Here is a 15,145-nt window from a genome sequence, read left to right on the forward strand (position 1 = left end):
CAATACGGATTTTTTATACTACCCGGGCATAATCGTCTTGAGGCAGCTTTACAATTTGCATTATTTACAAAAAAATCTGATAATAGAACATGCAGATTATTTTGAATGACGAAATACCAGTAGAATGTGGAGGGGTAATGGTGGCAGAAAAAAAGAAAGTAACAGCAGACGATTTATACGCAATTCACTCAGCAACAGATCCAAGGTGGTCTCCTGACGGGCAGGAAGTCCTCTTTGTAAAAACTCATATTGATTCAGATAAGCATACATATGTATCACACTTATATCACATGAATGTTTCAGACGGAAAACTCTCACAATGGACATATGCAGACGAAAGAGTTTCTTCGCCTAGGTGGTCGCCGGATGGGGGAAAAGTTGTATTCGTTTCCAACCGAAGCGGGAAAAACCAGCTTTATCTCTTATCTAAATCAGGGGGAGAGGCAAAGCAGCTATCGGAGGCCGAACACGGTGCGTCCCATCCAATCTGGTCGCCATGCAGTACAAAAATTGCTTTTACCACTTCATTGGAGAAAGGTGAGACGATTCCTAAGGGTGATGACACCATTGAAGAAAATAACAAAAATGATTTAAAAGTTTACGTTACAAACACGATGAAATACAAAGCGGATGGGTCCGGTTTACTAGAAGATAAGGAGCAGCATATAGCTATTCTGGACTTGTCTGTTAATGAAATTAAGCAAATTACTGAAGGGGACAATAGTTATACGCTGCTTGACTGGTCTCCGGATGGGGAAAAAATAGCGTATGCAGCAAACGATGAAGCAGATAACAAAGATTTTTCGTTTAATAGTGAATTATACGTTTTTTCACTAAAGCATCTTACACGGGATAAAATTAAAACCAACGAGGGATATATAATAGGTGCTTCTTGGTCGCCGGACGGAGAAAAAATAGGATATGTTGCAACGGAGAGAACGTATGAAAATGCCTCTCATGCAAAGCTTTGGGTTTTTGATTCTGCCACCGGAGACAGCCAATGTATTACTGCAGGGATCGATGCTCCTGTTGGTGACTTCGCAGTAGCAGATATTCAGCAGGGAGCCGTGATGCAAAGCCTGGTTTGGAATGATAATGAAAGCTTTTATTTTGTTATGAGTGATCAAGGCAGTGTATCACTTTATTTTGGTTCAATAAAAGGGGAAGTATATCCAGCCTTAGACGGAGATCACCATATTTATGGATTTGACGTTCACGGCAGCTCGCAGCAGGTGATTGCAGCGATCAGCACACAAACAAATCCAGGAGATTTGCACGTGCTTCATATTCCAACAGGAAAAAATACTCAAGTGACAACTATTAATAAAGAGTATATCGATAATGTGGAAATCGTTCAGCCTGAATCATTTTTTTGCAAGGGGGCTGATGACTGGGACGTTCATGGCTGGCTGCTGCGTCCTGCCGGATTCACCGAAGGAGAAAAATACCCGTTAATCCTTGAAATTCATGGCGGCCCACATGCCATGTATGCCCATTCCTTTTTTCATGAAATGCAGCTGCTCGCAGCACAGGGATACGCAGTTGTTTTTGTTAATCCAAGAGGAAGCCACGGCTATGGACAGAAATTTGTAAATGCGGTCCGCGGAGATTATGGTGGAAATGATTACAATGATTTAATGGCAGCAGTTGACTATGTACTGCAGGAATACGATTTTATTGATGAAAATCGACTCGGTGTGACCGGAGGAAGTTATGGCGGTTTTATGACAAACTGGATTGTAGGGCATACGGATCGTTTTAAAGCAGCAGTAACTCAGCGGTGCATAAGCAACTGGATCAGTTTTTATGGAGTAAGTGATATAGGGTACTACTTCAGTGAGTGGCAAATCCAGGCTGATTTAAACGACATAGACACGCTTTGGAAACACTCTCCTCTTGCCTATGTCAACGCGATTAACACACCGCTGCTTATTATGCACAGCGAAAAAGACTATCGCTGTCCAATCGAGCAGGCAGAGCAGTTGTATATTGCACTAAAAAAACAGGAAAAAACAGCAACACTGGTCCGATTCCCTGAATCTGATCACAATCTTTCAAGAACCGGTAAACCCAAACTGAGGATTGAACGCTTGAACCATGTAACTGACTGGTTTGCAAAATATTTATAAAAACTTTAGGGTCTGCGCCAAAAGTGCAGACCCTTTGTTTAATTGCAGAAAAATAAGGGAAAAATGAGTACACACCAAATGCAGTATAAAAAAGAAATTATGCTATACTGAAAATGCAAAGCGTATCTATTCCGGTGATTTTAATTTGAGGAGCATTCAAATGACGTTTGAAACGGTTGAAGCATGGTTAACGGTTGAAAATCTTCGTGAAGTGATAGGTGAATACCGCTCGTTTGGACCGCTTTTAGGTTTGCTGCTGCCCATCATAGAGGCCTTCCTTCCGTTTTTGCCTTTAGTTGTTTTTGTGGTTGCAAATGCCAACGCATATGGTCTGCTCGGAGGTATTTTACTTTCATGGGCCGGAGCGAGTATCGGAGCTTTGCTTGTTTTTCTTCTTATCAGAAGGTTTGGAGACAAGCGGTTTTTGGCCTTTTTACGAAATCAAAAGCAAGTAAAAAAACTTACTACATGGGTTGAGCGGCATGGGTTTGGACCACTTTTTCTACTACTGTGCTTCCCTTTTACTCCATCAGCCCTGGTTAATGTAGTAGCAGGTTTGTCGAGGATCAGCATTTTTCAGTATATGCTCGCTGTTGTTACAGGAAAGTTAGTGATGATTTCCACTATTTCTTTCATAGGAGCAGACATTGTTTCATTAATCAGGCAGCCTGCAAAGACAGGAATTGTTTTGGCTGTTATTATAGTATTATGGCTGGTAGGAAAAAAAGTCGAAGCAAGAATAAATAAAAAAATGGAACGTGATATAATCATTTATGAAAAGCAAGATGATGATGGGAAGTCTGCGAAGATTGAAAGGTTGGAGACTAAATGGACTCATGGAAGAAAGAAGGCTTCGAATGGATCAAAGCACTAGCGGTCGGTATTATTATCGTTTTAATCGTTAGGGTATTTCTGTTTTCAAACTACGTAGTTGAAGGCGTCTCAATGCAGCCAACGCTTGAGGATGGAAATAAGCTTGTTGTAAATAAAATAGGCTATCAGCTTGGCGAGCTTGAACGTTTTGATGTAATCGTTTTTCATGCCAGTGAAGCGGAAGATTATGTCAAACGTGTGATTGGTCTTCCAGGCGACGAAGTCTCATACGTAAATGATCAACTATATATTAACGGCGAAGCGTATGATGAACCTTATTTGGATGAGTTTCGCGAACTGGGATCTGATGAAAGGCTGACTGGAGATTTTACACTCGAAGAGCTTACGGGTGAAATGGAGGTTCCGGAGGATATGATTTTTGTCCTTGGTGATAACCGCAAGGAAAGCCTCGACAGCCGTATTTTTGGTTTTGTAGAGCAGGACACAGTAGTTGGGAAAGTGAATTTACGCTATTGGCCTTTAAATGAGATGAATATGACGTTTTATGAATAGGGACTAGTCTCAGACTGGTCTTTTTTATTTGTATTTTAAGATCGTGGAGCTGGACAAGCGCCTACCGCTTTTACTGATATCCAGCTCCAGGCGCTAGCTCCTCGAGTCATAAGTCACGCTGACCCAGCAGGCGAAGGGCATGCCTGCATGGTCACCGCTCCTTATGCTTGTCGGAGCTGGACGAGCGCCTTTCGCTTTTACTGATATTCAGCTCCAGCGGGCAGGGGCTCGAGACATAAGCCACCCTTCCCAATAGGCAAAGAGCGCCTATTAGTGCAGGTCGTCTTATGCTTGTCGCCCCTAAACGCCCGCTTCCGCTTTTAAATATATCCAGCTGCAGGCGCTAGCTCCTCGAGGTCATAAGCCACCCTGCCCAATAGGCAAAAGGCGCCTATGAGTGCAGGCCGGCTTATGCTTGTCGGAGCTGGACGAGCGCCTTTCGCTTTTACTGATATCCAGCTGCAGGCGCTATCTCCTCGAGTCATAAGTCACGCTGACCTAGCAGGCGAAGGGCATGCCTGCATGGTCACCGCTCCTTATGCTTGTCGGAGCTGAACGAGCGCCTTCCGCTTTTACTTATAATTGGAGGTTTTGTTGGTTTTTGTCTAGAATAGTTTGGTAAGGGGGGATTTGGGATGTTGCTGACGAATGAGAATATTTTGCTGGGTCCTGTTTATGAGGAAGAGTTTGAGAAGATGTCAAGTTGGTATTTGCATGAGTCATTGGTTAGAAGGTTAGATGCAAAGCCATATCGTTTTCAAACTGTTCAGGAGCTGAAGGATTGGTGGTATGAGAAAGATGCCTATTCTCAGCGTTTTGGGATCCGGCTTAAACAGGGAAACGAGCTGATTGGATTTGTAGAACTGGATGGGATTCTGTGGAACCATCGTAATGCGTGGGTCTCAATCGCAATTGGAGAAAAAGCCCATTGGGGCAAGGGATATGGAAGAGAAGCAATGGAGTCGTGCATGCGTTATGCTTTTCTGGAACTGAATTTGAACCGCCTTCAGCTCACTGTTTTTTCTTATAATGAACCGGCTGTGCGTTTATATGCGGCACTTGGTTTTACCCGTGAAGGTGTGTACAGGGAGTTTATTGAAAGAAACGGCAAAAAGCACGATATGATTTTATTCGGATTGCTGAAATCAGAGTGGAAAGATCCTTTTGAAGGTGCTATATGAGTAATAATAAATAGAACGTATGTTTCGTTAATGATATAATTATAAAAAAAACAGAGGGAGGGGCATATGTGACTGTTACGATAAAAGTGGGCCGCTCTGGCTCTGGTAAAACATCTGCTATGATGCAGGACATTCAGCAGAAATTAAAGCAGGATCCTGATGGACATCCTCTCGTTTTGCTTGTTCCTGAACAAATGACATTTCAATCTGAATACCGTCTTGCCTCTGAAGCGTCAGGAATGGTGCGTGCTCAGGTTTTCAGCTTTACCAGACTGGCCTGGCGGATTCTTCAGGAAACGGGCGGAGCTGCTCGGCAGCATGTCAGTCAAGTCGGGATCAATATGCTGATACGCAAAATCATCAATGAACAAAAAGATGAATTAAATCTGTTTGGCCGGGCAGCTTCGAAGCACGGTTTTATTCAGCATGTAGAATCATTGATTACAGAATTAAGAAGGTATTGTATTCAACCGGAAGATTTACTTCAGCAGGCAGCAGACCTGAGTGCTTCGAATGCGCCTAAATCTCTGGTGGATAAGCTCCAGGATCTTGAAAAAATTTATCGGAATTTTGATGCTCAGCTGCTTGGAAAGTACATTGACGCAGAAGATTATTTTCGATTACTTGCTGAAAACATAGCGCGTTCTTCCTGGATTAACGAAGCGGAAATTTATATCGATGGTTTTCACAGCTTTACCCCGCAGGAACTTTTAGTGCTCGGTGAACTGATTGAAAATGGAAAAAATGTAACGGTTTCATTAACAATGGATGAGCCTCAAACTAATATGGCACTATTCCGTCAAACCAATGAAACATTTATTCAATTAAAAGAACTGTCAGCAAAAAAGAAGATCCCTGTAAATGTGGAGCATGAAAAGAACAACACCCGCTATGAATCACCGGACCTCGCATTCTTAGAAGCAAACTTTCAGGAAAGAGGATCAGCTTCAAAGAACGGGACGGATGTTGTCATAACCGAGGCGGCAAACCGCCGTGCAGAAGTGGAAAGCATTGCCCGGGAAATAAGACTAAAAGCACGGGATGAAGGCATGCGCTATAAAGATATCGCTGTATTAATTCGCAACGGACACGCTTATCATGAATTAATTGAGCCCATTTTTCACGATTATGATATTCCGTTTTTTATTGACGAAAAAAGGACAATGCTTAATCATCCTCTTGTTGAATTTATACGATCCACACTGGAAATCGTGGTTAAAAACTGGCGGTATGAATCTGTTTTTCGTGCAGTGAAAACAGAGCTGTTTTTTCCTGATTTAACTAGAGGCTATAAAGTCCGGCAGCAGATGGACCGTTTGGAGAATTTTGTTCTCGCGCATGGAATCCATGGAGACAGGTGGACAAAAAAGGACAAATTTCATTACCGCCGATTTAGAGGTCTTGACTTTGTTGATACTGCTCAAACGAAAGATGAAGAGAGTATTGAGATTGAAATAAACGAAGCCAGAAATTTAATTGTTGAACCAATGCAGAGATTACAGAAAAAGCTGGAAAGAAGCAAAACTGCAAGAAACAAGTGTCAGTCTGTTTATCAGTTCTTAGAGGAGTTGCAAATTCCTGAAAAGCTGGAACAGCTGTCTTTAATGTCAGAAGAACGAGGAAACATACTCAGAGCAAGAGAACATGACCAGGCATGGAACGCGATTATGGATTTACTGGATCAGATGGTGGAAATGCTTGGTGACGAAGCAATGGACACTGCAAATTTTGTCGATCTGCTCGATGCGGGTCTTGAATCAATGAACTTCTCGTTAGTCCCTCCTTCAATAGACCATGTAGTTGTTGCGGATTTGGAAAACTCCAGGCTTCCGGATATTAAAATTACGTTCGTGGCTGGAGTTAATGATGGGGTTATGCCCTCCCGTATACAGGATGAAGGAATCCTGGCGGAGGATGACCGGGATTGGCTCGAGCGCTCAGGTATGAGGGTAGCACCAAGTGCCAGAACCAGATTGCAGGACGAAGAATTTATTGCTTACAGGGCTTTTACTGCTTCTTCCCGGGGACTTTTTATATCGTACCCCATCGCAGATGAAGAAGGGAAGGCTCTGCTTGCTTCCCCATATATAAACAGGGTGAAGGAGATGCTGCCGGATACAACCATAAAAATGGCGGTCAATGATCCGGTGGAATTGCCAGGTGATAAACAGCTTGATTATATCTCTCATCCCGGGGCTGCAGTTTCCTTCATGACCACGCAGCTTCAGCAGCTAAAACGTGATTATTCAATAGCGGATGTATGGTGGGATGTTTATAACTTTTATGTTCAGGACGATGTTTGGAAAGAGACAAGCAGAAAAATATTGTCGAGTTTATTTTACCGCAATAATACCCAGACACTTAATTCTTCAACAACAAAAGAGCTCTATGGTTCTTCTATTCTTGCAAGTGTTTCAAGGATGGAGAAATTTAACAGCTGTGCTTTTTCTCATTTTGCCAGTCACGGGCTGAAACTGAAGGAACGAAGTGTCTACCGCCTAGAGGCGCCAAACATTGGCGAGCTTTTTCACGCAGCTCTTAAATGGATTTCTGAGCAGCTAATCATTCGGAAAATAGATTGGAAAAAGGTTACAAAGGAATTGTGTTTTCAACTGGCAGAAGAATCTGTTCGTCACCTCGCGCCTAAGCTTCAACATGAAATTTTGTTAAGTTCAAGCCGCTACCAGTATATTGCAAAGAAACTGGAGGGGATCATTGGACAGGCCTCTTATATTATTAGCGAGCATGCGAGGTCAAGCGGATTTGCACCAATAGGCGTTGAAGTAGGATTTGGACCCAGACAGGAGCTGCCTCCGCTGAAATTCACATTGAGCAATGGCACAGTGATGGAGCTGCAGGGACGAATTGACAGGCTGGATACAGCAAGTATAGATGAAAAAGTATATTTGCGAGTGATTGACTACAAGTCGAGTGCAAGGGACTTAGATTTTACAGAAATCTATTATGGTCTTTCCCTTCAGATGCTGACCTATCTTGATATCGCTTTGTCTAATTCAAAGCAGCTGGTTAAGGCCGAAGCAGATCCAGCGGGGATTTTATATTTCCACCTTCACAATCCGCTGATAAAAAGCAAGAAACGCCTTACTATGGATGAAATCGAAGACGAACTTCTTAAACAATACAAAATGAAGGGTCTCGTTTTAGGAGATGAGGAAGCAGTCAGGCTGATGGATCAGACTCTTGAACAGGGGCAGTCATCCGTCATTTCAGCAGGATTTAAAAAAGATGGCTCACTGCGATCGGATTCAAAGACGGCAAGCAGAGAACATTTTGGTGCAATGAGAAAGCACACACGGACCATTTTTCAATCATCTGGAGATCGGATTATGGATGGAGATGTAAAAATCGATCCATATGAATTTAAAAAAAGGACGCCGTGCCAATTTTGTTCGTATCGTTCTGTCTGTCAATTTGATGAAGCGCTGGAAGGGAATGAGTACAGGCAGCTGAAGCCTAAAAAGCCCGAAGATTTATTAATGACCATGAGAGAGGAGGAGTGGAAGCTTGATACCGGTAAAACCGACTGATGCAATATGGACCGATGACCAATGGAAGGCAATTTGGGCCAAGAACCAGGATATATTAGTGGCAGCTGCGGCTGGGTCCGGAAAGACAGCCGTTTTAGTTGAGCGGATCATTCAAAAAGTACTGACGGACGACAACCCAATTAATATTGATCAATTGCTTGTAGTGACGTTTACCAATGCCTCTGCAGCCGAAATGAAACACAGAGTGAGTCAGACGCTGGAGAAAGCGTTAAAAGAATTTCCCAATTCTTATCACTTAAGACAGCAAATGAGCTTAATTAACAAAGCCTCCATCTCGACTCTGCATTCCTTTTGCCTGGACGTCATTCGAACCTATTATTATTTAATCGACATAGACCCGGGGTTCCGCATTGCTGATCAGACTGAAGCCGAACTGCTGAAAGATGAAGTATTGGAGGAATTGCTTGAGAAAAAATATCTGGAAAGTTCTAATGCCTTTATTGGTTTGGCAGAGGCGGTAACGAACGATCGGAGTGACGACGCGCTTCATCAATTAGTCCGAAAGCTTCACACATTTTCCCGATCACATGCGAACCCGGATGAGTGGCTCAAGCAAATTATTGAGCTTCATAACGTGCCGGAGGACTATGATATTAATGAGCATCCTTTGGTCGACTATCTTCTTTTTCATATCCATTTAGAAATTGAAGGAGCCCTTCAACTGAGCAAACGTTCTCTTGAGGCAAGCATGCAGCCTGGTGGACCTTATCCCCGCGGGGAAAATTTTCAGGATGATGTGACGCAGCTGGAAAACTTAAAAAATGCTGCCACGTGGACGGAAATGGATGAGCAGATCAAGCTAATATCTTTCAGTAGATTAAAAAGCTGCAAAGGATCAGAGTTTGATGAAGAGCGCTTAGAGGAAACAAAAAAATGGCGTGACCAGGTAAAAAAAATGATAGATTCAATACGTGACACCTTTTTTATCAGAAGTCCTCAAAGTTACCTGGAGGATATGAGAAGGATGACCGGGGAATTGAAGGAATTAGTCGAACTGGTCAAGGAATTTAATCAGCGTTTTTTAGAGGAGAAAGAAGAAAGAGGATTAGTTGATTTTGCGGATCTTGAGCATTATAGTCTGGCGATTTTATCGGACCCTGATTCAGTGCCGGGACAGCCGGTGCAACCGTCAGAAGCAGCACGTCACTACCAGCAAAAATTTAAAGAGGTACTCGTTGATGAATACCAGGATACCAATATGGTTCAGGAAACGATTCTTCAGCTCGTTAAAACCGGATCTGAAAAAAATGGCAATCTATTTATGGTAGGGGATGTGAAGCAGTCGATTTACCGTTTTCGGCTTGCGGAACCAAATTTGTTTCTTCGTAAGTATTCCGCTTTTTCAGATGGAGAAACAGGCTTGAAAATTGATTTATCTCAAAATTTCAGAAGCCGTCCGCAAGTATTGGATGCTGTAAATTTCCTGTTTAGACAAGTAATGGGACAGCAGGTTGGTGAGATTGATTACAATAAGGAAGCCGAGCTTGTAAAAGGAGCTTCTTACCCAGAGGATCAGGATATATCCGTTCAGCTTACATTAATTGATCAGGCCGCTCCCGAAAACGAAAGAGATGTACCTGAAGATGCCATGGATGAAAAAGAGCTGGATAAGTCCAGGCTTGAGGCAAGAGTCATGATCAAAGAGATTCGCAGAATGGTTGAAGAAGAACAGCAGGTGTATGATGCTAAATTAAACCGGTATCGTCCGATGCAGTTTCGGGACATTGTCATTTTATCCCGATCTATGACGTGGACACCTGATATTATGGATGAGTTTCGCCATGCAGGAATTCCGTTGTATGCAAATGTTTCTACCGGTTATTTTGAAGCCACGGAAGTAGCGATTATGGTGTCCCTTCTTAAAATAATTGATAATCCCCATCAGGACATTCCATTAGCTTCAGTATTACGGTCTCCTATTGTCAGATGCTCTGAAGAACAACTGGGAAATATTAGAACAGCTGCTTCCTCAGGAACTTACTGGGATGCAGTTCAGGCATTCACACTCACTGGCGGGAAGCTGGAAGATGAAGAACTGAACGACAAGTTGGAACGGTTTATGCATCAGCTTTCAAAATGGAGGTCTATGGCTAGAAACGGAGCGATGTCAGAACTTATTTGGGAGCTTTACCGGGATACGCAATTCTATGATTTTGTAGGCGGTACACCAGGAGGGAAACAGCGGCAGGCGAATTTACGTGCTTTGTATGACCGGGCAAGACAATATGAATCAACCTCATTCCGCGGTCTTTTTCGATTTCTTCGTTTTGTTGAGAGGATGAGAGAGCGGGGAGATGATCTGGGTGCTGCGCGCGCCTTAAGTGAACAGGAGGACGTTGTGCGGCTGATGACCATTCACTCGAGCAAAGGACTGGAGTTTCCGATTGTCTTTCTTTCCGGTATGGCTCGTCCTTTTAATGAGATGGATCTTCGAGGAAAATTCTTTTTGGATAAAGAGCTTGGACTGGCGCTGCCATATGTTCAGCCTGAGAAAAGGGTCAGCTATGAAACGCTGCCCCAGCTGGCATTTAAAGAGAAGAAAAAGCTTGAAAATTTAGCGGAAGAAATGAGAGTATTGTATGTTGCAATGACAAGAGCCAAAGAGAAAATGTATATGTCGGCTACGTTGTCAGATGTCACAAAAGCAATGAAAAATTGGCAGGCTTCAGGAGATCACAGAAATTGGCTTTTGCCTGAATATACAAGAAAGACTGCAAAATCTTACATGGATTGGATTGGACCCGCTCTTATCCGTCATCCTCATGCAGAAAAAATCCAGTTGAAAAAACCTGAATGCCTTCTGCAGGATCCGTCAAGCTGGTCCATTGATATCGTAGAAGCATCACGTATTCACAAAACGGAGCAGTCAATCACAAAGGACGCAGTTTATCTTAAATATGTCCAGGATCATCAGCTTGTTCCGGTTAAAACAAACCTTTCAGAAGAAATTAAAGAGAGGCTAAATTGGAAGTATCCTTTTGAACAAGCGACGAAACGGCGTTCAAAGCAATCTGTGTCGGAAATTAAGCGAATGAATGAAGTGCAGGATGAACGGAGTGCGTTTGACTTCACGGGAGCACCATCAAAAAAATTATTTAATCGGCCGAAGTTTATGCAGGAAATGAAAATAACACCTGCTGAAAAAGGGACAATAATGCATATGGTCATGCAGCATGTTCCGTTAGATAAAAAACCCACAGGATCTTCAATTGAAGAACTTTTAAATGAACTGGTTCAGCGTGAACTGTTAACGGCCGATCAGAAACAAGTCGTGGATATTGCCCAGATCCATTCTTTTTTTGAATCTTCCATAGGCATCCGACTGCTAAACGCTCCTACTGTTAGGCGGGAAATGCCGTTTACATTTGTAGCGAGCGCAGCTGAATTAGGTCTCCCGTCTCCTCAAACCGATCAGCAGGACAATGTCCTGATCCAGGGAGTCGTGGACTGTCTGTTCAAGGATGAGGAAGGGTTGGTCCTGCTTGATTACAAAACAGATCGCATCACCGACCGCTTCGAAAATGGTTTTGAACAAGCAAAAAGCGTCATGCAGCGAAGATACAGTACACAGCTTTCCTTATATAAACTAGCGCTGGAGCGAACATTGAATGAGAATATAGATGAAACCATCTTATATTTCTTTGATGGTGGATCCATTTTGCCAATGAATCAGTAAAGATATGATGTATGTGGGGACAATTGAGGCAAAATAAAATAATGTAAAGAGCTGCAGAGTGTCTGTTCCTAACGGACACCCTGCAGCTCTTTTTAATTTTGCTGTTGAACGGGGTTTAGAACTTTGATTAAGAACAGATTGAAAAATGGCTGGATTTCTATTCAGGTTCATGAAGGTTTTTTTAGGTATTTCCGACAATCGGCTGATCAACACCGGTTGTATTGTATGTTTGATTTAAACTGAAACCATTATTATAAATGTGAAAAGGACCGGTGCTGTAAGAACCTGATCCCGCGGTGTTCTTAGAAGCGCTTTTAGGGGAGATAAAGGCGGTATCTCCAAATTGAACGGTGCCGCCTCCAATATTTAATATTTGAATGGGACCTGTGATACAAGGCAAACTGGATCACTCCTTTTGATTCGGTGACTCGGACAACTGTCTGATGTGCTTCACGCGCGACACCATTCGAATGTGTTTTGAATCTCCTATATGCAGAACAGAAGAATTGGAAATTCCCCGTAAAGTAAATAGATCAACAGTATTACTGCTTGACTGCTTTAAGTAATGAAAAGGAATGGGAAGGGGAGAGGCGGCAGGACGCATGAAAATGGCAAACATTGAAAAGGGAGCCTCATCCCCGTAAAACTGTTCTTCCTGTCTTTGCACTGCAATAACCTGAGCCTTACTGTCAATGCTGCAGGAATCTCCGATCTGCAAAATCGAATTTGAAGAAGCAGTCGTAATATCAAGTTTATTAATTTGTGAGGACATGGTTATCCCTCAGGCTGAAGCGGAACAAATGGTCCGATAATCAGTGACTCAGGCGGTGTATCAAAAGCGGAATCAAGCTGAATGGAACAAACGTCGCCTATATGAACAAGTGAAGAGGAAGAAACACTGGAAATTTGTAAATGTGTGATGGTATTTTCCTGCTGATACACAATCATTGACCCTCAACTCCCTGATTGAACGGCTGTTGTGACCTGAGTGCATGAAGTGCATGCGCCACATCCCGCTGAACTAATAATAAAAGCTGTTCCTGTGTGATAGAAGCACCCTGCTGCAAATGTTCGATCCGCTGAGGCAGCTGTTGCATCAGCTGATCTGTTACTTGATCTGGCGTAATGGGTTTACCGGCTGGATCGTGAATGATGCTGCAGTCAGAAAAAACAGTTGGAATTTGTTCATGAATATACTGCCTGATCTGATCTTCAATTGACACGCTGTCACGAAAACCGGGGATTTCCACATCCTGTTTATATAGATCAGAAGGAGATAAACCGATAGAAAGAGTGCCTTCAAGTGTCTCTACCTTAAGCTGATCAAATTTATATTCAATCTTTTCGATGTGAACACTTGAAGGGGAGGAGGCTCGTTCTTCAAGCTTTTGTTCAATCTTTGATAATCTCTCCATGCATTGAGTAAGCTGCTGCTGTAAAGCTGCCAATTGATAATAGACTTGCTGCATCCGGGATCCTCCACCTTTCTTATGGATTCACTAAAGGTACGGTCGTTGTTTTCCCCTGTGTAACAGCAGCTGGAGCCGCCTTAGTGAATTTTCCGGTATTGGAAAGCTCGGCGCGCGACTGTATGCTTCCAACTGTACCGATCTGCAGGATAGAAGAATTGGACATGCTTCCAATCTTAATTTGATTCACACTGATTTGCTGATGAATAATCCATTGCGGTGATCTCATATTGGAAGCCCGGTAATATTTTGGTCAAATTGATCAGAATCCCATGTATTCGTGGCAGACTGCTGATTTTGGACGTAAAGACCGTCTCCTGTATTAAAGGAACCTGCTCCTGCAAATGTTTTTGTGTTTGATCTTGGCTGAATACTGTAGCAGTCTCCAATATGCATAACGGCGCTTGATCCAATGGAGATGATCTGTATTGAGCCTACAATGCCTGGCATACAAAAACATCCTTTCGCGAATTAATGTAAATGATGATACATTATATGTGGAATACATTAGAACGTGCAGAAAGTGGAGGAGAGGAATGTGAGAGAAATACAGTCTGTTAAGCAGCAAAACAGAATCCAATCACTCGATGTGATGCGGGGATTTTCACTAATTGGCATATTTATTGTAAATATGATGGCGTTTCATTCACCGATTTATTACTATGACCCTTACTCCTGGTGGGGAAATTCAATAGACCAGCCGGTTTACTGGTGGATTGATGTGTTTGTTCAAGCAAGCTTTTATCCGATCTTTACCATTTTATTTGGTTATGGGCTGGCACTTCAATACCGCCGGCTTAAAGAGAAAGAAATAGCTTTTTATCCGTTTGCTTTAAAGAGACTTGGCGTCCTTTTAGTTATTGGAGCTTTTCATGCTTTTATTATTTGGTCGGGAGACATTTTAATCAGTTATGCAGTGGTGGGGCTTCTTTTAATGCTGCTTTTGCAACTGGAAGGAAGGCTCCTGTTGCTAGTAGGCTTCCTGCTGTTTTTAGTTCCGCAGGTTCTTATGTCTGCCATCTTTATCCTGGCTTCTTTTGCAGATCCTACATCTGTCACGTATTTTAATGCTGTCCAGGAAATACAATCTTCTATTGAAGCATATGGCAGCGGGACCTACAGTGAAATTTTTTCACAACGTTTAAACGACTGGCTCTATGCCAATAATCCGGCATCGTTTGTATCGCTGGCGATTGCGCTCTTGCCGCTGATGATGATTGGAGCAGGAATTTCGAAGCTGAAGTTATTGGAAAAAGCTGCCGAAAAAAAGAAAATCCTTGTTATCACGGTTGTGCTGACGCTGCCGATTGCTCTTGTTTTAAAAACATCTCCTTATTGGATGGAAGAAAATTTAGCTTATTCATTTATCCAGGACTTCGTGGGAGGCCCTCTTTTAGCGATTTCCTACATAGGAATAATTTCGCTCGTGATGACAATGCCAAAAGCCGCAAAGTGGCTTCGTCCACTGGGGCAGACCGGAAGAATGTCCCTTACAAACTATTTAATGCAATCTGTTGCAGGAACGCTTATTTTCTACTCGTACGGACTAGGATTGTACGGGGAAGTGTCCCTGTTAAACGGTCTTTATATTGCTCTTGGACTGTTTGTCATTCAAGTAATTTTGTCTGAAATCTGGCTGTCAAGATTCAATCAAGGACCGGTAGAATATGTCTGGCGCCGTCTAACTTACGGGAAAAATGTAAAATAAACAGACAAGTTAAACAGAATGATAGTA

General features: G+C 42.7%; 13 protein-coding genes. 7 read left to right on the forward strand and 6 right to left on the reverse strand.

Going from position 1 to position 15,145, the window contains the following annotated elements; all coding sequences use genetic code 11:
• Positions 1–137 precede the first annotated feature (137 nt).
• From ACQCT8_RS12005 to addA, 6 genes are all read left to right on the forward strand, one after another.
• Positions 138–2,129 carry a S9 family peptidase gene (locus tag ACQCT8_RS12005; protein WP_426871400.1) on the forward strand — a complete coding sequence of 664 codons (1,992 nt, stop codon included), beginning with the start codon at positions 138–140 and terminating at the stop codon, positions 2,127–2,129.
• A gap of 160 nt (positions 2,130–2,289) precedes the next feature.
• The gene (locus ACQCT8_RS12010) at positions 2,290–3,003 is read left to right on the forward strand and encodes a TVP38/TMEM64 family protein (RefSeq protein ID WP_426871402.1); all 714 of its coding nucleotides are present in this window, start codon (positions 2,290–2,292) and stop codon (positions 3,001–3,003) included.
• On the forward strand, positions 2,958–3,515 hold the full coding sequence (gene lepB, locus ACQCT8_RS12015) for a signal peptidase I (RefSeq protein ID WP_426871404.1): 558 nt from the start codon (positions 2,958–2,960) through the stop codon (positions 3,513–3,515). Before ACQCT8_RS12010 ends, lepB begins: the two co-directional genes overlap by 46 nt.
• A 635-nt stretch (positions 3,516–4,150) precedes the next feature.
• Positions 4,151–4,696: a GNAT family N-acetyltransferase gene (locus ACQCT8_RS12020; protein WP_426871406.1), complete on the forward strand. Its 546-nt coding sequence runs from the start codon at positions 4,151–4,153 to the stop codon at positions 4,694–4,696.
• A gap of 68 nt (positions 4,697–4,764) precedes the next feature.
• A complete protein-coding gene (gene addB, locus ACQCT8_RS12025; RefSeq protein ID WP_426871408.1) occupies positions 4,765–8,244 on the forward strand; it encodes a helicase-exonuclease AddAB subunit AddB in 3,480 nt (1,159 codons plus the stop codon).
• Positions 8,222–11,941: a helicase-exonuclease AddAB subunit AddA gene (addA, locus tag ACQCT8_RS12030; RefSeq protein WP_426871410.1), complete on the forward strand. Its 3,720-nt coding sequence runs from the start codon at positions 8,222–8,224 to the stop codon at positions 11,939–11,941. The genes addB and addA overlap by 23 nt, the downstream gene beginning before the upstream one ends.
• A 181-nt stretch (positions 11,942–12,122) precedes the next feature.
• Here addA and ACQCT8_RS12035 read toward each other — a convergent pair whose 3' ends face one another.
• From ACQCT8_RS12035 to ACQCT8_RS12060, 6 genes are read right to left on the reverse strand one after another with little or no spacing between them, the layout of a single operon-like run.
• Positions 12,123–12,341 (reverse strand): spore germination protein, encoded by a 219-nt coding sequence (locus tag ACQCT8_RS12035; protein ID WP_278242130.1) that lies wholly within the window; start codon positions 12,339–12,341, stop codon positions 12,123–12,125.
• A gap of 6 nt (positions 12,342–12,347) precedes the next feature.
• Positions 12,348–12,713 (reverse strand): spore germination protein GerPE, encoded by a 366-nt coding sequence (locus tag ACQCT8_RS12040; protein WP_426871413.1) that lies wholly within the window; start codon positions 12,711–12,713, stop codon positions 12,348–12,350.
• A gap of 2 nt (positions 12,714–12,715) precedes the next feature.
• Positions 12,716–12,889, reverse strand: coding sequence for a spore gernimation protein GerPD (locus tag ACQCT8_RS12045; RefSeq protein WP_426871415.1), 174 nt, complete (start codon positions 12,887–12,889; stop codon positions 12,716–12,718).
• Positions 12,886–13,410: a spore germination protein GerPC gene (gene gerPC / locus ACQCT8_RS12050; protein WP_426871417.1), complete on the reverse strand. Its 525-nt coding sequence runs from the start codon at positions 13,408–13,410 to the stop codon at positions 12,886–12,888. Before gerPC ends, ACQCT8_RS12045 begins: the two co-directional genes overlap by 4 nt.
• Before the next feature lie 19 nt (positions 13,411–13,429).
• Entirely contained in the window at positions 13,430–13,639 is a 210-nt protein-coding gene (locus ACQCT8_RS12055; protein WP_426871419.1) for a spore germination protein GerPB, read from the reverse strand.
• Complete coding sequence (locus tag ACQCT8_RS12060) at positions 13,636–13,860, reverse strand: spore germination protein (RefSeq protein ID WP_278242135.1); 225 nt, start codon at positions 13,858–13,860, stop codon at positions 13,636–13,638. Before ACQCT8_RS12060 ends, ACQCT8_RS12055 begins: the two co-directional genes overlap by 4 nt.
• Positions 13,861–13,948: 88 nt before the next feature.
• Here ACQCT8_RS12060 and ACQCT8_RS12065 point away from each other — a divergent pair, with 88 nt between their 5' ends.
• Positions 13,949–15,118, forward strand: coding sequence for a DUF418 domain-containing protein (locus ACQCT8_RS12065; protein WP_426871421.1), 1,170 nt, complete (start codon positions 13,949–13,951; stop codon positions 15,116–15,118).
• Positions 15,119–15,145 lie beyond the last annotated feature (27 nt).

It is taken from the genome of Jeotgalibacillus proteolyticus (genome assembly GCF_050107735.1).
Classification (GTDB): domain Bacteria; phylum Bacillota; class Bacilli; order Bacillales; family Jeotgalibacillaceae; genus Jeotgalibacillus; species Jeotgalibacillus proteolyticus_A.

Coding starts and splice junctions, on each gene's coding strand:
- ACQCT8_RS12055 (WP_426871419.1), bottom strand. CDS start 13,639: ATGAGATCACCGCAATGGATTATTCATCAGCAAATCAGTGTGAATCAA.
- ACQCT8_RS12045 (WP_426871415.1), bottom strand. CDS start 12,889: ATGATTGTGTATCAGCAGGAAAATACCATCACACATTTACAAATTTCC.
- ACQCT8_RS12010 (WP_426871402.1), top strand. CDS start 2,290: ATGACGTTTGAAACGGTTGAAGCATGGTTAACGGTTGAAAATCTTCGT.
- lepB (WP_426871404.1), top strand. CDS start 2,958: ATGGACTCATGGAAGAAAGAAGGCTTCGAATGGATCAAAGCACTAGCG.
- ACQCT8_RS12005 (WP_426871400.1), top strand. CDS start 138: ATGGTGGCAGAAAAAAAGAAAGTAACAGCAGACGATTTATACGCAATT.
- ACQCT8_RS12040 (WP_426871413.1), bottom strand. CDS start 12,713: ATGTCCTCACAAATTAATAAACTTGATATTACGACTGCTTCTTCAAAT.
- ACQCT8_RS12060 (WP_278242135.1), bottom strand. CDS start 13,860: ATGCCAGGCATTGTAGGCTCAATACAGATCATCTCCATTGGATCAAGC.
- ACQCT8_RS12020 (WP_426871406.1), top strand. CDS start 4,151: ATGTTGCTGACGAATGAGAATATTTTGCTGGGTCCTGTTTATGAGGAA.
- gerPC (WP_426871417.1), bottom strand. CDS start 13,410: ATGCAGCAAGTCTATTATCAATTGGCAGCTTTACAGCAGCAGCTTACT.